The organism is Paenibacillus woosongensis (assembly GCF_030122845.1).
Taxonomy (GTDB): domain Bacteria; phylum Bacillota; class Bacilli; order Paenibacillales; family Paenibacillaceae; genus Fontibacillus; species Fontibacillus woosongensis_A.
In genome coordinates, this window is record NZ_CP126084.1 from 5,059,388 (window position 1) to 5,077,790 (window position 18,403).

Sequence of the window (18,403 nt, forward strand, 5' to 3'; positions counted from 1 at the left end):
CCGCCCCCGAAATTCAACGCCTTAAGAGCCTGCACCTTTATAGCGTCTGACCCCCATGTTCCATGCCAGCAGACCGATTGTGAGGAAGATTCCCCCCATCACCGGAGTAAGCAGGGCCATGCTCGTCATCTCTTCCCGCTGCAAGAATAGAGCAGCCGGATAAATACCGACGAAGGCGAACGGGATGACCCATGTCAGTAAAATTTGGATCGCCCGGTTATAAATCGTTATGGGATAGCGCCCATAGTTCTGTATATTGAACATCAGCGGCAGGATCCCAGTTGGTGCGTCTGAATAGAACGACAATGAGGTAAGCGCGGTGTAGATCCCTGCATAAATGGCGACCGCGCTCAACGTCAGAATAATCAGCGCCGGAATGGTCCACCATTCCAGCGGAAGGCCGAGCTGCCCGCCGCTAATCACCATAATGATGATGCCGACGAGGCCGCCGATCAGAGCTGGCGGGTCGATATTTTCAAGGAAAATTTGAAATAAATGATGCGCCGGACGCGTCAGCACGCGGTCCATCTCCCCTTTGACGATATAGCGTTCGCTGAAATTCCACATATTGACGAAGCAACTGAACACGGCATATGGCACCATAAAGAAGCCGTAGACGAATATCACCTCGTTTTGGCTCCAGCCGCCCAGGCTGTCAGTGTGCATGAACACGACCAGGATGAAAATAAAGTTCGTCGCCTGGAACAGCAAATCCGAGATCACCTCGACCCAAAAATCGGCGCGATAAGTAAGCCGGGTTTTCATGTAATTTTTAAAATATTCTAGAATCAAGCCTAGGTAGTACAACATCCTCGTCATACCTCTCGTCAACCTCCTTGCACGAACAGGCGCTGCCGCGCTGCCCGGTATAACAGAATCATCGGGATGATTAAAGCCGCGAACCAGAACACCTGAATGCCCAGCACGTTCCAGATGCCTACGCCCTGCACTCGGCCCGTAAAGACGGAGCCCGGCAAATAGGTGATCGCCTGAAAAGGCAGCACCTCAAGCACTTTGGACAGCCAGCCAGGGAACAGGCTGATCGGTACGATAAGCCCTGAGAAGAGATCGACGAGGACCCGCTTCATCCGCATAACGCCTTCATTATTCTCGATAAAGAAGGCCGAGAGGCCTGTTATGACATTAATCTGCGAATTGATCAGGAAGCTGAAGATCAGCATGACAAGAAAGCCAGCCCATGCCGACGGGGCGGTTGGCAGCTGCACCGGGAACAGGAGCATAGCGATGGCCATGCCGGGAATCATGAACAGCAGGAAGCGGAACATGCCTTCCCCAAGCCCCTGCATCATTTTGGCAAATACATAGTTATAGGGACGTATGAACTGGATGGCAATGCTGCCGTCGCGGATATCGGACGAGATTTCCCGGTCCAGATTGTTGAAATAAAATGCCCTGGCCATCCAGGATACTGCAACATACGTCGTCATCTGCACGGCGGTAAAGCCGCCCAAGGAATCACCGTCGCCATAGATGGCTTTCCAGGTGAAATAGTTGACCCCGATATTGAGAGTATAGATTAGAATACCGGTGTAGTAATTAATTCGGTATGCAAGCATGGTCAGGAAGCGGATGCGGATAAAATCCAAATATGCGTCAAGCAGCAGACGCTTTCCGCTATAACGCGGCTTCCGTTCTTCCGGGCGGGTCGGTCTGGACGAAGACTGCTCGGATGCTAAACGCTTAGACATGGCTGACCTCTTTGGTACCATCCGCCAGGGAATCAAGCGCTTCTTCGGCCTTCTCCGCCGAACCGGATTGATATATGCTGCGCACGATTTCATCGGTATTCGTCTCAATGATTTTGATATCCGTAATGTCTGCCTGACCCACTACCCGTCCGAGCACATCGGATACATTAAGCTCCAGCGGAATCCAGACCTTGGCATTGAGATCGTTCTCGGCTGACCATTCCACGGCCAGCCCTGCGGTCCACTGCCGCAGCGTCTCCAGCTTCGTCGCTCTCCCGAATTGAAATAGCACCTCGCGCCCCGTTCCCCAGCGCTGCTTCAGCTCCTCCAGGCCGCCGTCGTAAATGATTCGCCCGTCATCCAGCATGATGACGCGGGAGCAAAGCGCCTCGATATCCTGCAAATCATGCGTCGTCAGCAGGATCGTCGTACCGTGCTCGCGGTTCATATCCTTCAGGAAGTCGCGAATTTCCGATTTCACGACAATATCGAGCCCAATCGTCGGCTCGTCGAGGAACAGGATCGACGGGTTATGCAGCAGGGCGGCGACCAGCTCGCAGCGCATGCGCTGCCCCAGGCTAAGCTTGCGCACCGGACGGTTCAGCAGATCCTGGAGATTCAGGCGCTCCACGAGCTCGTCCAGCCGCTTTTTGAAATCCTGCTCGGATACGCGGTACACCTTCCGCAGCAGCTGGAACGATTCGATGACGCCGATGTCCCACCACAGCTGGCTGCGCTGCCCGAAAACGACGCCGATATTTTGCACGAACCGCTCCCGTTCTTCGTAGGGAACGTAGCCGCCGACGGTGAGGCTGCCGGAGGTCGGCACCAGTATGCCGGTGAGCATCTTGATGGTCGTCGATTTGCCTGCGCCGTTCTCTCCGATATAGCCGCATATTTCGCCTTGAGGAATGGCGAACGTAATGTCTTTCACGGCAACGACCTCCTGGTACTGCCGCTTAAACAAGTCCGCAAAAGCTCCTTTGAGGCCTTCGCGGTTTTTTTGTATTTTAAATGCTTTGCGCAAATCCTGCACTTCTATCGCGTTCATATTTACCTACCTCACTAATTAAGTCTTGGTGTCCCGTCCCAAGCTCCTATTATAAATTACTGTCCCCGAAACCTCTACACCAAATGATCAACGGTATGTAAAACGGAGGTTTCATCGCTAGTTCGCTGAGCGGCAGGCGGCAGGTCAGGTGATCATACTTAACGGACAGGAGTTCCGCTATTTCCAACTCCCACCATGAATTAGGATCCTAAAGGACTTAGGATCCTTTATTTGTGAAAATACGCTGCCTTTGACCTTTACTTGAGCGGAATAGCGGAACCAGGGTCCGTGAGCTCCATGTTTTACCCCATTTCCGACAAAATAGCGGAACCACGGTCCGTTAACGGCCGCCCGGAAACTCCAAAGCCTAGACTCCCCCTCTTATATTTAAAAAAACGCCTCGCGGCGTTTTTATACAGGCTCATCCTATTAAGGGGGCAAATGAGATAAAGCTATTTCTCCAGCACAGGGATCATGATTGTAAATTGGGGGCTCGTGCTGTAAGGATCCTGCTCGCTCGGGTATATTTCAAAATGCGTCAGCTCCTCGCCTTCCTGCGGAAGCAACTTAAATCCTTGTTGCTCGATCCAAGCATATATGCTGCTGTACGATTCCCCGATATTCTGCTCGGCCCGGTGCTCGTACTTCGCGTATTTCATCGCCGGAACGTGAACCTTAATCATGCCTTCCGGCACCTGTTCATCGGCATCAGCCACCTCAAATACCGCGCAGTGCTCAAATCCAATTCCGCCCGGATAGGCATGATAAGATAAGCCGTAGAAATTTTCAAGATCTACGATTCCCCGGATCTCCCCGCGCCGCCGCTGCAGTTCCTGATGAATTGCGCGTATGCCGCCCTCTCCCGCCTCAGCAAACGTTCCCTCCCAACGCAGCCCAATCGCGCTGAAAGCCTGCTTTGTTACAACCAGCGCCTCATTTACTTGTTCCATTGCCACCTCTCCCCATCCATGAAATGATCAGTCGCTTAATGGGTAGTATTTTACTACATGGCTTATACAAAATATGTTGTTTCTTGTCGAAGAGATACCCCAGCCGAATTCTCATCCCCATAAAATTAAAGTACTATATAAATAGTTACCATATAGCTAAATGACTCTGTATAGAATCTGTTCACTAATAGCATGAAAAGACAGGTAAAACCCTGCCCAGGGTGATACGATGATACGCATAAGGAGGTCATGTATTTGGAAGGGCTATTGCGTATAAAGCAAGCACTAGAGCTAATCGAGCAAAGGCTGGAGGGACGGTTGAGCATCGATGAAATAGCCAAGGCGGCCTGCGTATCTCCATTTCATTTTCAACGAATGTTCCTTATATTGACCGGTATGACGGTAGCCGAGTATACGCGTAAGCGAAAGTTGACGCTAGCTGCACAGGAGCTCGCGACGACATCCTCTAAAGTAATCGATGTGGCGCTGAAGTACGGCTACGATTCCCCGGAGTCTTTTACGAAAGCTTTTCGCAAAATTCATGGTGTCCCGCCTTCGGAGGCCCGCCGTCCGGGTATCCGTCTAAAGGCCTTTCCACGCATTTCCTTCCACTTATCACTGAAAGGAGATCAAGACATGGATTACAAAATGATCGATAAAGAGGCTTTTAACGTCATTGGCATGCCGATTGAAGTGAAATGTGATGACAAGGGACAGATCAGTAGATTCTGGCAGGAGTGCCACCAGAATGGTTCGATCGGGAAGCTCAGCTCGTTGGGCAACGGCGGCAATTTCCTCGGCGCCTGCATGAATATGCAGCCCGAAACCGGCGATTTCACTTATATGATTGCCGTTCCAACGGATTTAAATGCTTCTGTGGAGGGCTTCTCCCTTGCGACAATTCCCCGTTCGACATGGGCGGTTTTCAATGCTGTCGGTCCGGTCCCCGGTGCCATTCAGCACGTGTTTGAACGGATTTTTCAGGAGTGGTTCCCAGCTACCGGGTATGAGGTGGCAAGTGATGTGCCAGAGCTGGAAGTCTACTCGCCAGGAGACATCTCGGCTGAAGATTATCTTTGCGAGATTTGGATTCCCATTAACAGAAAATAACCGGAAATAAGCCGACTGCAAAACGCAGCCGGCTTTTTACGATAGATCCCCTTCTTCTCCTTACTTTGCCAAAGGCTCGTTATCCGAGAATAAATCCGGGTTCTCCCGCAGCATATCCGAAAGGATATCCGTTGTTTTCACCGTATCGCACACTAAAACCTCGGCATCGCCTAGACGGGCCCGATAGAGCGCTCCCTGTTCCTCGAGCACACCTTCAACTTTCCAGAAATGCTCCGACCAGGACAGGCCGCAGTGTCGGCGGGATGGAACTAAGATTTCTCTGCCGTCCGGGAGCACCGTATACAGCTGCTCATGGTCGTCCGTCATCCTTCCTTGGATATCGACCCATTCCTCAATGCCGTGAATGAACGTATTTCTGCGCAGATCGACCCCGACGAGCAGAATCGTCGCTTTGCGGTCCAGCAGGCGGCCCCAGGCGGACTCCCGGTGACATGGCGTATCCCAGCGTTCATCGCCGGCGGTAAACTCGGCCGCATCCTTGCCCAGCGCCGCCACGGAATGTGTCGGATGCCAGGAACGGACCACGCCCGGGCGCTTGCGGAACAATTCAGGGAGTATGCCGACGCAGACCTCTGAGGTCTCGACATAAAATTTGGGATTATCCTTATTAATATAAGACCAGGTGTGGGTAGGCAAAACTAACAGCCCGTCTTTCATATATTCCGAAAGAGCATCCAGCACCGTGTCCGCTCCTCCATCCACTTCGCCGATACTTTTCATGGATGAATGCATCAGCACTGTGCCATGCCGGTCAATGCCAGCGCTTTCAAGCTGATCCATCAAACTTTGCTTCGTGTGCATGATAAACCTCCAACTGTTGGTAATGGAATGATTCATCCCCATTATACCTGTCCTGTCTGGAACAACAAGCCCGGATTGAGCAATTGTACAGGGAAAAACCGCACAATATGTAGAACAGCCAAAGGTATACTTTCCGAGACAGAAACAACTCAAAACTAGCATAAAATAATTGCCAGATATAGATGGTTACTCTATGATGGTTAATAAAGACACAAAATATACATAATTTCAAAAGGAGTTTTGAATTTGAACAAGAAGCTTTTTGCCAAAGTCATCACTGCGGCAGCATTGCTTGGCACATTAGCGTCACCAGCGTTCGCGACAACGTTCATTACGGATATCAACGGCTCTTATGCGAAGGATGCCATTCAAGAGCTGGTTGATAAAGGAATTATTAATGGCCATGGTGACGGAAGATTCGATCCAACTGGACGTATCCAAAGGCAGGATTTCGCGATCATTCTCGCCAAGTCTCTAGGGCTGGATGTGAACAGTGCGCCAGCAGCAGCAACATTTAGCGATGTCCCTCCAGGCCATTATTCTTTTGCAGCCGTCGAGGCCGCAGTACAAGCTGGACTTATTCACGGATACGGCAACCATCAATTCGGCAATGGCGACAGTTTATCACGGCAGGATATGGCCGTCATCTTCACCCGGGCTCTCGGGGTAGATGTTAGCGGTAAGGGGGACAAACTTACCTTCACCGATAAGGACGATATCTCCAGCTATGCCAAAGATGCGGTAGCCGCAGCTGTCGAATTGGGACTCATCAAGGGCAACACCGATGGCAGCTTTAGCCCGCTCCAGAGTGCTGACCGCCAATCCGTGGCTCTCGTAGCCAATAAGTTCATACGGAATATCGAAGAGCAGCGCCATTCCCAGCAAAATCCTACCACACCGCCAGATGGGGATACCCCTCCTTCGCCAAATGAACCTTCAGCGCCTACAACACCCGAGACCGAGAAACCAGCACCATCAGGAAATACCGGCAGCTCAGGATCAGGCTCCGGAAGCGGAGGCAGCGGAAGTGAAAGAGATACGACTGCACCTGTTGTGAGTATTCTATCGGATACACCTGTGTTTATTGGCAGCAGCCTAATCGCAGCCAGCAATGAAATCGGCTATTTATACCTTATTCCGAGAGGATATCCATCGTCAGATCGAGCAGAACTGGAAGTACTCGTAGCTGAAGGCCTCGCGAAAAAGGTACAAGTTACTACCGCCAACACCCCAACACCGCTTGAAACGGCTCAGTTAGAGGCTGGAATCTACAACGTATTTGCCGTGGATCGAGCCGGAAATCTATCCAGAGCTAGCTCGGACATAGAACTAAAGCAGCCTCTATCTTTAACCCTAGCACCGGGAGCCATCTTTGTACTTAACCCCACTTATGTTTACGATGAAGGCATCGTAACTATTGTGGATGATTCTATGATAGAGGATAATGACCCTTACACGGATCGCAATATCAACAGCTTCTTCCAAGTTCAACGAGAAGAAGAACCGCTCTCGCTGCAATACAACCCTCAGGAGGGTCATTTCCTCATATTGGAAGATGGGACAACAGTCGGCTATATTCAGATTTCCTCAGAGTCTGAGCTTATTGAAGCTCAAGAGACTGAGCGCGGAGTGCAGATTCTTCTTAAAGCGGGCGCAGATGAGGACACTGCAGCTTCCTTAAAGCTCACTCTCTTTGAAAATGAAACCGAACTCAGCAGCACTATCCTGCCTGTCATCATGGATGCAGCACCGCCGACGGTCACGGACAGCGTCTACAGCGATGGAGTAATTACAATTACCGCGAGCGAGCCACTGGTTTGGTATGACAGCTTCGAAATAAACATTTCACATGTGCCGGTGAACAGCAGCGGCAGCAGCTATGATCTTATGCCTTTTGAACACTTCACTCCAAGTATTCATAATGGGAATGTAGTTATTATTTTAAAGGACGAGGCTTTTAGATATTATCCTCTGCAGCCTGGCGATCAGTTCGAGATTACATTGTACGGAATCGGGGATTACGCTAGGAATATGATCGGTGATGAAGTGTTAATCGTAGAAATTCCATAATATGAACAACAGAAGCTTTTCAGGGCTGAATTCCCGGCTGTATAGCCGAGGGATCAGCCCCTTTTCATTCGCTTGCTCTCCTCTAACAAGAAGCCTACGACTTCTTCATTTACCCGTTCGGGCTGTTCATGGTTAATTCCATGACCCGCATTGGAAATGATCTTATACTGAAATTTCCCTTCGTCCAATATTCTCAGGAAATCCCGCTGCAGCTCAATCCGATGTTCTGCCACGAGAAAATATAGCTTGCTTCCCGCCGCGCAACCCTCTTCCCGGTTGTATTTCTCTACCTTATGCACAAACATCGCCTGCTGATTATGGCTCTTCATAAGCAGTGCCAAATGATCCCCCAGCCAAGGATATTGCGTGAAAACCCCGGAATGGGGCGAACTAAGCTTTTTCAAGATGCGAAGCAAATTTTGATGAGTGGGAATGCAAATTTCCGGGAACATCATCAACAGCGTTCGCACCATCGTCTTAAATGGCTTCGTCACCATACCACCTTCCATACAGACGGTTCGATGTACTCTGTGACTATGAGTAACCGTGTAGTTGTACGCCATATATGCCCCGTTCGATACCCCAGCCAAATGGACGCGCTCATACTGAAAATGATCGATAATTTGATTGATCCAATCCACCTGATCGAAGCCGCTTCTAGTAAAATACTCGTTCGGTATGCTCTTGCCCGGGCCGCCTAGAGTATCCACCGCGATGCAATAAAAATGCCGGGACAGTTCTTCAATATTCAGAGCCCACATCACCGCCGAATTATCCCCTACCCCATGAAACAGTAATAACGGAGGACGATCGGGAGTACCCGAAATAATGCAGTGAGTTATTCCATACTTTGTCGGGATGCGCTGCTCCTGGAAATCTACAGGCCACATTTCTAATATGCTTTGGTAGGATTGAAGCACCTGCTGCTCGGCACGCTTGCTTTTATATACCTTGACCATTTCCTACTGACCTCCAGCTTCATTTTCTGCTGCTATAACCCCTCTATCCGCCAAGAAAAAATCGCCCTCCATCTGCTTGTCACATCGATGAAGAGCGATTTCATTCTAGCGTACTGCATACAGCCTATCTACATTTACTTACTTCTGCACAGGGTTGAACTCGTGAACCCATACTCGCATCGTCGGTACCCAGCGCATGCCGGGATGAATGGACAAAATCGACTGCTTGTATTCCTCCAAATTGTTGTATCCTTCCTGCTGGGCTTGCTCTTCGGTCAGATCGCCAAGGGTCTGGGAATAGACCTGCTCTACTACAAAATCCCGCCCCTTCAGCGTCATCACTTCCCCCACATCGGCGTACCGGCCATTGCGGCGGGTTGCCGTCTTCCGGCCTGCCAGCACTTTCTCCACATCCTCCGGCAAAGTCACTAGCCGTTCAATCGAACAGGTTTTCGGCGGCAATGCCTCATGATCTGCATGATTTTGCATGTAGTAGCCCTCCTCGTCAGTTCTTCCATTTAACTTTACCACAATATCAGCGACACGGTTTCCCCGGATGCCCGGCCCCCGTTCTAACGGCCTGCTCTAACGGGCTTCATATACTCTTCCAGCGCGGAGCCTTTTACGTAAATATCTGGAGAAATATAGGAGTTCATAATATTGTTCTGCCGGACATTCCAGTAGTGATTTACCGCAAGGATCATCAATTTGTTCTGCTTGTCCTCGAATACGCGCTGCCCGACTCCTTTACCGTAAGTTTTCTGACCTACCACGGTCACGTTGGGCAAATACGTACTCAGCCCCATGGTCAGCAGCTCTGAGGCACTCGCCGTATTGCCATCGACCAACACATAAATTTGCTTAAAAGGCACATAATCGGGATTTGAATAATAGCTGTCCGCATAGCCGTCCCGCTCGATCAGCATGCTAGTCACGCATTCCGGCAGCAGCGCATCCAGAATATGATTCGCGCTATCCATATTCCCCCCCGTATTCCCGCGCAAATCAATAACCAGCTTCTTCGTTTCGGGGTCGGCAATGCGGTCGAGTTCTTCAATAAAACGGTCGTCGGTATTATGATTGAATTCATGAATACGGAAATAGGCGATGGACCCTTGATCTTCATAGATCACGTCCTGACCGTAAGGTACTGTTAACCGATCGTATTCCTCCCCATAAATAACGGCGGTAAATGCATCACTCTTATACTGGGCTCGGCCAATAATCTTGGCGATTTCCGCCGGCGTCATATGTTCTTTATCCAGCTCGGATAAAATTTCATCCATGTCCGGAACACTACTTATGTATAAATAATTATCCTTGAAAAAACTTTTGACCCGCTCCCCAAGCGGCCTGCGGCTATCTTGTATTGCATCTTGGATATGCAGGGCCGTCGAATTGCCGGAGTAGATCTCCAGGCTCTTCTCGCAGAACTCTTCCGCAAGATCATAGTCCTCCTTCATAAAGTAGGAGTAGGCGATCATGGCATAAGCCTCGTCATCCTCAGGATCAAGCTTGATCACTTGCTCCATGGCCTGAATGGCTTCGTCATAATGATCCAAGTCGAAATGGCACTCTCCCGTAAACCAGGGGATCAGCGAAGAATTGACCTTGCGCTTCATAACCTCATCGCCAAAGGCGATACACTGGTAATTTCTGCGGCCGTTGTACAGCGCCCTCAATTTGCTGATACTGCTATCCTCATCCAGAGGATTGAGCTCGACGGCCTGATCATAATATTTGGCAGCCTGGACATACATGGATTGCTCCATATAAACATCCCCCATAGCTATATGTATATCTGCAAAGTTCTTATCCTTCTGGACGGCCGCATCATAGCTGTTCTTCGCCCGGTCCAAATCGCCCAGCATGGTATAGGACTCTATCATTTGTACGTAGACGTCCATATGATCGGGAAACTTGTCGATCATGCCGTTATAATGCTCAGCAAGAATGTCCAAATCGTCCAAATCCTCGAGCACGGCCGCTTTGATGCGGTACGCATCATAATTATCTGGCTCCTCCCGGATCAAACCATCAACAAGCTTGCTCGCCTCCTCATACCGGTCTAGCCAGAGAAGGGCGTATGCCTTCATTTCGTACCCATCCATATCCGTATCGTCTAAGCCGATATATATGTCGAACTGCTCCAGCGCTTCTTCATACCGCTCCAGATCGAACAATACTCTGCCTTTGCCGTAATAAGCGTATTTCTCATCGCCCAGTTCAAGAGCCTGATTGAAGCTCTCAAGCGCCTCTTCATACCGATACAAGCCGTACAGAGCATTGCCCTTATTCACGTATTCCATGTCTCTGTTCGGTACGATAAGGAGCGACTTCTCGATATATTCAAGGCTCTTCTCGTAATCCTCCAGCTCATTGTAGGCCCAGCTCAAATTATTGAATGGAGCTCCCATAGGCTCATCCAGCTTTATTTCGCGATCCAGATCAACGAGAGCCGGCTCTATTTCATAAGCGTGCTCTACCGCCTCCTCCAAATACTCGATCGCCTCCTCGTACCTTCCCTTATCGACTAGGAGGTAGCCCTTGGTGTTGTTCGCTATCATTTCCTTCCAATGGATAGATTCTTTGTAAACACCCGTCGAACAGGCGCCCAGCATGCTTATTGCACAAATGATGACCACCAAGGCACTAACCCGGATCAGAATTCTCTTCTTCAAACTGTTTCCCCACTCTTCCCAGCTATAAGCTCTTGTTAGATTCATTTATATCTTATCACGGAGCGTTCAGGGGAGGAATGACTTTGGAGTAAAATACTGGGTGTTGCTATAATGGAAGAGTATGAAAATTGAAATGAACATAGGTGGGACAAGCATATGATAGAAATCTACGGTGTCCGGCTGGAAACAAATATCGACTCGCTCCCTATTTGGAGGCTGGTTCAAGCGCTTCCACCCGAGAGGCAGGAGCGGATTCATAGATTCAGGCGTAAGGAAGATGCGCTAAGAACGTTAGCAGCGGACCTCCTGTCGAGGCTCCTCATCTGCAGCTGGCTGAACATCCGGAACAAAGATATCCGGCTGACTCAAAATGCTTATGGCAAACCGCTGCTCGAAGAGAATTCCGGGCTGTATTTCAATAACTCCCACTCCGGGGAATGGGTAGTTTCTGCCATAGCCGGCTCCCCGGTCGGCATCGATGTAGAAAAGGTAGAGGAGATCGACTTCAGCATCGCCGGGCGTTTTTTCTCGGAGCAAGAATGTCTTGACCTCGATTTGCGGCGGGGGGAAGCGAAATTAAACTATTTCTTTGACCTGTGGACGCTCAAAGAGAGCTACATAAAAGCCGCAGGCATGGGCCTCTCCATGCCGCTCGATTCCTTCACCGTGCGCGCCGGGAATGACGGCCGGATCGAGCTGACTACCCTGAATGAATTCAGAGGCTGCTCCTTCAGGCAGTACCCGATCGGCCCCGGTTACAAATTGTCCGTCTGCACGCAGGATGACCGTTTCCCAGATCACATTGGCTTGCTAAGCATGGATGAGCTGCACGAGCGGTTCATGACATATGTATGAGCGAAAGTGGCGATTCAATAAGAGGGGGCGTTCCCCGTCATCTACGATGACTTATGGGACAGCCCCTCATGTTTTTCATCAGCTTCTACATCGAGCCCAAAATAAAATAGAGCAGGAAGAAGAAGGCGATGAGGTACATTGCCATCGACACTTCCGACCGGCGGCCCGTCACCCACTTCACGATCGGGTAGGCGATGAAGCCAAACGCGATCCCGTTCGCGATACTGAAAGACAATGGCATGATGGCCAGCATCATGTAAGCCGGGAAGGCTTCGGTAAAATCGTCAAAAGGAACTTCCTTGATCGACATAATCATCAGGCAGCCCACGATAATCAGCACCGGCGCAATCGCACTGCTGGGGATGACTTTGAACAAAGGCACCAGGAATAGCGCGGGGATGAACAACAGCCCTGCGGTTAGAGAGGTAAGTCCGGTTCTTCCGCCGGAGGCAATGCCGGTCGCCCCTTCCGCCGCCGTCGTCATCGGACTGCAGCCGAGCAATCCTGCGCTGATCACCGAGAAGGAATTGGCTTGAAACGATCTTCTGAATTTCGACTTATTCGGAAGCATGCCGAGCTGGGCCCCCATATTCTGAAAAATAATGACCATCGACAGCGAGAACACCGCCGTCCAAAACTGGAAGGTGCCAATACCACTAAAGTCCAGTGCCAGGAACAGCTCTCCGTAACCGCCGAAAGAGATGCTGAAATCTCTCAGCACTGTGAAATCCACAATCCCCAGCGCGGCGCCGATGCCGGTTCCCGCCAGGATTGCAATCAGGAAGTTCCCTTTCACATTCCGCAAAAATAACGGCAGCGCAATGACCAGCGTCAATATCGTCGTAAGTGCGTGCGGCTCGCTCAGATTGGCTAGGGTTACAAAGGTGCCCTCGCTGGCAATGATCAGTCCGCCGTTCTTCAAACCCAAGAAAGCAATAAAAAATCCGATCCCTGCCGTCATCGCATGAATCATTGACTTCGGAATCGACCGTGATAAGTAATCCGCCCACTTCGTTACCGTTGTGACCATGAATACAAGCCCGGCGACGAATACTGCGGCAAGCGCCTGCTGCCAAGTTAACCCCATCGAGAAGACGAGCGTAAATACAAAAAACGCATTATCCCCCATGCCAGGAACAAGAACGAGGGGAGAATTAGCCCACAGCGCCATCAGCATGCAGCCGATGAAGGAGCAGATGACCGTTACGATCGTTGCCGCCTCATACGGCATCCCCACCATGCTCAAAATAGCACCGTTCACGGCAATGATATAAGCGACGGTCATAAAGGTAGTTAGTCCTGCCACCATTTCAGTACGAATCGTGGTTTTCTCCTCTTGCAGGTCAAACCATCTTTCCAATCTACTTCCCAATAAGAACACCTCTTTATTTAGCACTGCCATTCATTTAAAAAAGGGCTGGAGGTCTACACCGACTCCAGCCCTCATCTTCAGCTATATGCCCGGCTATGAGCCGCGGCGGCTATCGCTTCCCAACCTCATAAGGTTCCCCTAAAGCCTTCGGCGCACGAGCCTTGCCTACTGCGCCAATCAAGACCAGCATGGTCAATAGATACGGCAGCATGTAGAAGAACTCGTTCGGAATGCTGGCGGCAAAGTCGAAGATTTGCAGCTGATCCTTAACGGCTTGAGCCAAGCCAAAGAACAAGGAAGCCAGCATCGCGCCAATTGGATTCCATTTACCGAAAATAACCGCGGCGAGCGCGATATAACCTTGTCCGGAAATCGTATTGAACGCGAAGTTTCCGTTCGAGGTTAATACGATGGTCGCCCCGCCAAGCGCCGCAATCGAGCCGCTGAGAATTACGGCCATGTAGCGCATCCGGTTGACCTTGACTCCTACCGTATCTGCAGCGCCGGGATGTTCTCCGACGGCACGCAGTCTTAGGCCAGTCGCGGTTCTGTAGATGACATAGTAAATAATGATCACGAACGCAATCGCAATATACGTCGTCGGATAGTTGTTGAAGAATGCATTCCCGAGGAACGGAATATCTCCAAGCAGCGGAATTTTAAACTTATGGAACACCGTTGACAGCAACGGACTCTCCGCCGAGCCCTCAAAGATCAGCTTCACCAGGAAGAAGGTCGAGCTTGCCGCGAGAATGTTAATAACGACCCCGCTGACCACCTGATTCGCCTTGAACCTGATCGTGGCGATGGCGTGTATGCTGGAGAAAATCGCCGTAAACACAAAAGCTCCGATAATGCCCATCCATGGCGACAGCTTGCCCAACCCTGCCGTCTCTGCATAATAAGCAATGACCGCGGAGAAGAAAGCTCCGGACACCATGAAGCCCTCAAGACCAATATTAATGACGCCCGAACGCTCAGAGATGAGCCCTCCGAGGGCGGCAAAGATCAAGGCCGTAGAGAATACGAGCGTCCCATTAATGAGATTGCTGATAATGTCCATCCCTTACACCTTCTTCTCCATTTTATTAAATAGCGGACGGAAGAAGAGCTTCACAATGCCTGGTGCGGCAACAAAAAAGATAATGAAGCCGATAACCATCCGAATGATCTCGCCCGGTACCTCTGCGCCAAAGCTCATGCCTTGCGAGCCGTAAGTCAGCGCCCCGATCAGCATTCCGGAGAGAAGCACGCCGAGAGCGGAATTGCCGCCAAGCAGGGCTACCGCGATCCCGTCAAACCCGAGACCTGAGGTCACCGAGTTAATGGCGATGTATTTGAATACGCCGAGCACCTCGAATGTACCGACCAGCCCTCCGAATACGCCGGAAATAAACATCGTGCGCACCATAACTTTCGATACATTCATCCCTGCATATTCGGCTGCATCCGGATTAAGCCCGACCGCACGAAGCTCGTAACCCCATTTTGTCTTGTTCAGATAAATGGAGTAGAAGATGACGGCAAGAATCGTGAGCAGGAATCCCCAGTGAATACGGGCGCCGCCCATAAGCTCGGACAACCAGCCAATCTGAATGCTCGCAGACTCCTGGATCATCGCAGAGCGCTGTGTTCCTGCCTGCGGCATGAAGTTCCGAATCAAATAATGACTCAAATACAGCGCAATAAAGTTGAACATAATACTGGTAATAACCTCATTGATGCCCCGCTTCGCCTTAATATACCCTATCAGTGCACCCCATAATCCTCCAAGAATTCCGCCAAAAATAACAGCGACGATGGCGTGAAACGGCGCCGGCAGGCTCAGCTTCGTCCCTACGATCAGTGCACCGACGGAACCCATGATGATCTGTCCATCCACCCCGATATTAAATAGGCCGGAGCGAAAAGCGATGCCAACCGCCAGACCGCACATGACAAGAGGCACGATCGTACGCAGCGCCTCTCCAATGTCATAGCTGCTGCCGAATATTTTGGTTACCAATGAATCATAAGCGAGCAACGGGTCATATCCGCCGAGCAGCATGATCAGCGCTCCCAATACTAGACCGATAATAATAGAGACAACAGGAATAACAGCAGATTCACGCCTAAAAATACTCATTAATTTATTCATGTGTGCCATCTCCTTCATGCTTGCCTGCCATCATCAATCCAAGCTGCCGATCATTCGTTGATTCCGGGGTCGTCTCGCCCACGATCTGTCCTCCGAACAGAACGAGGATGCGGTCGGCTACATTCAGAATTTCCTCCAGCTCAAAGGATATAAGCAACACGGCTTTTCCTTGATCACGCTGAGCTATGAGCTGCTTATGGACAAACTCGATGGCTCCAACGTCTAGTCCCCGCGTAGGCTGCGCCGCTATGAGCACTTCCGGTTTTTTATCGATTTCACGGGCGATGATGATTTTCTGCTGGTTGCCCCCAGACATGGAGCGAACTTTCGTATCGATGCTTGGCGTCCGTACGTCAAACTCCTTGACGAGGCGCTCGGCCATCTCATCTCTCGCCTTCTCGTTGATGAAGCCGCGTTGGCTAAGCTCCGGGTGATTATATGTTTGTAAAATTATATTTTCACTGACTGTAAAGTCCAGAACGAGTCCATGTTTATGCCGGTCCTGCGGAATATGGGACAGTCCGCTTTCCGAGATGACGCGCGGGGATTGGTTCGTGACGCTTTGGCCGTGAAGCAGAACTTCCCCAGATCTAATGTTGCGCATGCCTGTAATTGCTTCGATCAGCTCGGTCTGGCCGTTGCCGTCGACCCCGGCAATCCCGACGATCTCTCCTGCGCGTACGGAGAAAGACAGTCCGTCGACCGCATTTTTCCCTTTTCCGCTTTCTACTACTAAGTCCTTAACCTCAAGCAGTACATCTTCAGGTTTCGCAGCCTGCTTCTCCGTCTTGAAGTTAACCGCTTTCCCTACCATTTTCTCCGCCAGTTCCTGCGGATTGGTCTTAGCGACTTCCACACTCTCAATGACCTTGCCCCGGCGGATAATCGTGCAAGTGTCGGCAATTTCCATAATTTCTTTAAGCTTATGCGTAATCAGTACGATAGATTTGCCTTCGGCAACAAGACGTCTCATAATCTCTAGCAGCTCGCTAATCTCTTGAGGAGTAAGCACGGCGGTCGGCTCATCGAAAATAAGAATGTCAGCCCCACGGTAAAGCGTCTTAATGATCTCTACCCGCTGCTGCATGCCAACGCTGATCGATTCGATCGTAGCCATCGGATCGATATCCAGCTTATATTGTTCAGAGAGCTTTTTAACCTGTGCGCTGGCCCCTTTAATATCGATCTTCATTCCCTTCTTCGGTTCCATCCCGAGAATGATATTCTCCGTGACCGTGAAAGGCTCGACCAATTTAAAATGCTGATGCACCATTCCGATGCCCAGATCAATCGCCTTGTTCGGGCTGTCGATTACTTCCTTCTGCCCGTTAACATAAATTTCACCTTCATCCGGCTGGTATAGTCCGAATACGATGCTCATCAACGTCGATTTCCCGGCACCATTCTCGCCGAGCAAAGCATGGATTTCGCCGCGTTTCAATTGAAAGCTGATCGAATCGTTGGCCACTACTCCGGGGAATCTCTTCGTGATTCCTTTCAGCTCTAATGCAATATCCGCCTTAGTCAAAGTAGACCCCTCCATCAAAGTTTCCGTCCCCTACCACACCAAGGCGGCAGGGGACGAATTTTATTATTCTACAGGTACAACAATTTCGCCGTTAATAATCTTCTGACGATACTCTTCGACTTTAGCCAGCACATCAGGATCAACATTCTTATCGGAGGTCGGAGCAATATCAACACCGTTCTCCTTCAGACCCATCAGCGTCACTTGACCTGCCGGGAAATTGCCTTCCGCTAAGCTCTTGGAAATTTGGTAAACGGCTTCGTCTACTTTTTTCACCATCGAAGTTAATGTTACATCATCACCGAAGATCAGGGATTGGTCTTTGTCGACCCCGATCACCCATACTTTATCGCCCTTGCTGTTGCGCTCTTTCGCTTCGTTAAATACTCCGTTGCCTGTTAAGCCCGCAGCATGGAAAATAATATCCGCCCCGTCGTTATAAATCGTGGAGGCTGCCGATTTCCCCATATCGACCCGGTTGAACAAACCTGTGTAGTTAACGATCAATTTTGCATCCGGATTAACCGCTTTAATCCCTTCGCGGAAGCCCACTTCAAAGCGTTTGATAACCGGAATCTCCATACCGCCGACAAAGCCGATTTTGTTCGTCTTTGTCGTAAGTCCTGCGATTACCCCTACCAGGAAAGAGCCTTCTTGCTCTTTGAAGGATACCGAAGCAACGTTAGGCAATGTCAGGTCGGAGTCCACGATTCCGAACATCGAATTCGGGTTCTCGTTAGCGAGCTGAGTTACCGCATCAGCCAGCGTAAAGGCAGTAGCCCATGTCAGGTCATAGTTTGCTTTAACGAATTGATTCAAGTTCGGTACGACGTCCGCATCGGATTTCGGCTCAAGGTATTTAACTTCGAAGCCGTAATCCTTCTTCAGCTGCTGCAGGGCTTCCCAGGCGCTTTGGTTAAAGGACTTATCGTTGACGCTGCCTAGGTCAGTAACCATGCCCACTTTAAGCTTCTTGATATTTTGATCATTGCCGGCCGGGCCGTTCCCGGCTCCCGTGTTCTGATTTCCCGCTTTTTGTCCGCATGCCGTAAGTACCAGCATAAATACGAGCAGCAGAGGTAATGCCATTTTCATTGTCTTTTTCATTGTTATTGTCCTCCCTAATGTTAATTTGCCCTTGAAACCTTACTAGATGATT

General features: G+C 50.3%; 16 protein-coding genes. 3 read left to right on the top strand and 13 right to left on the bottom strand.

Annotated features, from left to right (window positions below):
• Nucleotides 1–21: 21 nt before the first annotated feature.
• The 4 genes from QNH46_RS23265 to QNH46_RS23280 form a co-directional block, all read right to left on the bottom strand.
• Complete coding sequence (locus tag QNH46_RS23265; RefSeq protein ID WP_283928534.1) at nucleotides 22–810, bottom strand: ABC transporter permease; 789 nt, start codon at nucleotides 808–810, stop codon at nucleotides 22–24.
• 17 nt (nucleotides 811–827) lie between these two features.
• Nucleotides 828–1,622: an ABC transporter permease gene (locus tag QNH46_RS23270; protein WP_155612348.1), complete on the bottom strand. Its 795-nt coding sequence runs from the start codon at nucleotides 1,620–1,622 to the stop codon at nucleotides 828–830.
• A gap of 79 nt (nucleotides 1,623–1,701) precedes the next feature.
• A complete protein-coding gene (locus tag QNH46_RS23275) occupies nucleotides 1,702–2,760 on the bottom strand; it encodes an ABC transporter ATP-binding protein (RefSeq protein ID WP_283926227.1) in 1,059 nt (352 codons plus the stop codon).
• A gap of 452 nt (nucleotides 2,761–3,212) precedes the next feature.
• Nucleotides 3,213–3,710 (bottom strand): GyrI-like domain-containing protein, encoded by a 498-nt coding sequence (locus QNH46_RS23280; RefSeq protein ID WP_283926228.1) that lies wholly within the window; start codon nucleotides 3,708–3,710, stop codon nucleotides 3,213–3,215.
• A 249-nt stretch (nucleotides 3,711–3,959) separates the two neighbouring features.
• On the opposite strand from QNH46_RS23280, the gene QNH46_RS23285 reads away from it, so the two are divergent.
• A complete protein-coding gene (locus QNH46_RS23285) occupies nucleotides 3,960–4,820 on the top strand; it encodes an AraC family transcriptional regulator (protein ID WP_283926229.1) in 861 nt (286 codons plus the stop codon).
• A 60-nt stretch (nucleotides 4,821–4,880) separates the two neighbouring features.
• Here QNH46_RS23285 and QNH46_RS23290 read toward each other — a convergent pair whose 3' ends face one another.
• Nucleotides 4,881–5,642 (bottom strand): AAC(3) family N-acetyltransferase, encoded by a 762-nt coding sequence (locus QNH46_RS23290; RefSeq protein ID WP_283926230.1) that lies wholly within the window; start codon nucleotides 5,640–5,642, stop codon nucleotides 4,881–4,883.
• 246 nt (nucleotides 5,643–5,888) lie between these two features.
• Here QNH46_RS23290 and QNH46_RS23295 point away from each other — a divergent pair, with 246 nt between their 5' ends.
• Entirely contained in the window at nucleotides 5,889–7,712 is a 1,824-nt protein-coding gene (locus tag QNH46_RS23295; protein WP_283926231.1) for an S-layer homology domain-containing protein, read from the top strand.
• Nucleotides 7,713–7,765: 53 nt separating this feature from the next.
• On the opposite strand, the gene QNH46_RS23300 is transcribed toward QNH46_RS23295, so the two are convergent.
• The 3 genes from QNH46_RS23300 to QNH46_RS23310 all read right to left on the bottom strand — a co-directional run bounded on the left by QNH46_RS23300 (nucleotide 7,766) and on the right by QNH46_RS23310 (nucleotide 11,352).
• Nucleotides 7,766–8,671, bottom strand: coding sequence for an alpha/beta fold hydrolase (locus QNH46_RS23300; protein ID WP_283926232.1), 906 nt, complete (start codon nucleotides 8,669–8,671; stop codon nucleotides 7,766–7,768).
• 138 nt (nucleotides 8,672–8,809) lie between these two features.
• Nucleotides 8,810–9,160 (bottom strand): ASCH domain-containing protein, encoded by a 351-nt coding sequence (locus QNH46_RS23305; protein WP_283926233.1) that lies wholly within the window; start codon nucleotides 9,158–9,160, stop codon nucleotides 8,810–8,812.
• Nucleotides 9,161–9,243: 83 nt separating this feature from the next.
• Complete coding sequence (locus QNH46_RS23310; protein WP_283926234.1) at nucleotides 9,244–11,352, bottom strand: tetratricopeptide repeat protein; 2,109 nt, start codon at nucleotides 11,350–11,352, stop codon at nucleotides 9,244–9,246.
• 156 nt (nucleotides 11,353–11,508) lie between these two features.
• Here QNH46_RS23310 and QNH46_RS23315 point away from each other — a divergent pair, with 156 nt between their 5' ends.
• Complete coding sequence (locus QNH46_RS23315) at nucleotides 11,509–12,207, top strand: 4'-phosphopantetheinyl transferase family protein (RefSeq protein WP_283926235.1); 699 nt, start codon at nucleotides 11,509–11,511, stop codon at nucleotides 12,205–12,207.
• 85 nt (nucleotides 12,208–12,292) lie between these two features.
• On the opposite strand, the gene QNH46_RS23320 is transcribed toward QNH46_RS23315, so the two are convergent.
• From QNH46_RS23320 to QNH46_RS23340, 5 genes are all read right to left on the bottom strand, one after another.
• Entirely contained in the window at nucleotides 12,293–13,579 is a 1,287-nt protein-coding gene (locus QNH46_RS23320; protein ID WP_283926236.1) for an NCS2 family permease, read from the bottom strand.
• Between the two features lie 109 nt (nucleotides 13,580–13,688).
• Nucleotides 13,689–14,642: an ABC transporter permease gene (locus tag QNH46_RS23325; RefSeq protein WP_283926237.1), complete on the bottom strand. Its 954-nt coding sequence runs from the start codon at nucleotides 14,640–14,642 to the stop codon at nucleotides 13,689–13,691.
• Nucleotides 14,643–14,645: 3 nt separating this feature from the next.
• On the bottom strand, nucleotides 14,646–15,716 hold the full coding sequence (locus QNH46_RS23330) for an ABC transporter permease (RefSeq protein WP_283926238.1): 1,071 nt from the start codon (nucleotides 15,714–15,716) through the stop codon (nucleotides 14,646–14,648).
• Nucleotides 15,709–17,244, bottom strand: a complete 1,536-nt coding sequence (locus QNH46_RS23335; RefSeq protein WP_283926239.1) for an ABC transporter ATP-binding protein — start codon at nucleotides 17,242–17,244, stop codon at nucleotides 15,709–15,711. The genes QNH46_RS23330 and QNH46_RS23335 overlap by 8 nt, the downstream gene beginning before the upstream one ends.
• Nucleotides 17,245–17,307: 63 nt before the next feature.
• Nucleotides 17,308–18,351, bottom strand: a complete 1,044-nt coding sequence (locus QNH46_RS23340) for a BMP family lipoprotein (protein WP_283926240.1) — start codon at nucleotides 18,349–18,351, stop codon at nucleotides 17,308–17,310.
• Nucleotides 18,352–18,403: the final 52 nt, after the last annotated feature.

Excerpts from the sequence above, each read along its gene's own strand:
- QNH46_RS23265 (WP_283928534.1), bottom strand. The coding sequence starts at position 810 with ATGTTGTACTACCTAGGCTTGATTCTAGAATATTTTAAAAATTACATG.
- QNH46_RS23275 (WP_283926227.1), bottom strand. The coding sequence starts at position 2,760 with ATGAACGCGATAGAAGTGCAGGATTTGCGCAAAGCATTTAAAATACAA.
- QNH46_RS23280 (WP_283926228.1), bottom strand. The coding sequence starts at position 3,710 with ATGGAACAAGTAAATGAGGCGCTGGTTGTAACAAAGCAGGCTTTCAGC.
- QNH46_RS23285 (WP_283926229.1), top strand. The coding sequence starts at position 3,960 with ATGTATTTGGAAGGGCTATTGCGTATAAAGCAAGCACTAGAGCTAATC.
- QNH46_RS23290 (WP_283926230.1), bottom strand. The coding sequence starts at position 5,642 with ATGCACACGAAGCAAAGTTTGATGGATCAGCTTGAAAGCGCTGGCATT.
- QNH46_RS23300 (WP_283926232.1), bottom strand. The coding sequence starts at position 8,671 with ATGGTCAAGGTATATAAAAGCAAGCGTGCCGAGCAGCAGGTGCTTCAA.
- QNH46_RS23305 (WP_283926233.1), bottom strand. The coding sequence starts at position 9,160 with ATGCAAAATCATGCAGATCATGAGGCATTGCCGCCGAAAACCTGTTCG.
- QNH46_RS23315 (WP_283926235.1), top strand. The coding sequence starts at position 11,509 with ATGATAGAAATCTACGGTGTCCGGCTGGAAACAAATATCGACTCGCTC.
- QNH46_RS23325 (WP_283926237.1), bottom strand. The coding sequence starts at position 14,642 with ATGGACATTATCAGCAATCTCATTAATGGGACGCTCGTATTCTCTACG.
- QNH46_RS23330 (WP_283926238.1), bottom strand. The coding sequence starts at position 15,716 with ATGAATAAATTAATGAGTATTTTTAGGCGTGAATCTGCTGTTATTCCT.
- QNH46_RS23340 (WP_283926240.1), bottom strand. The coding sequence starts at position 18,351 with ATGAAAAAGACAATGAAAATGGCATTACCTCTGCTGCTCGTATTTATG.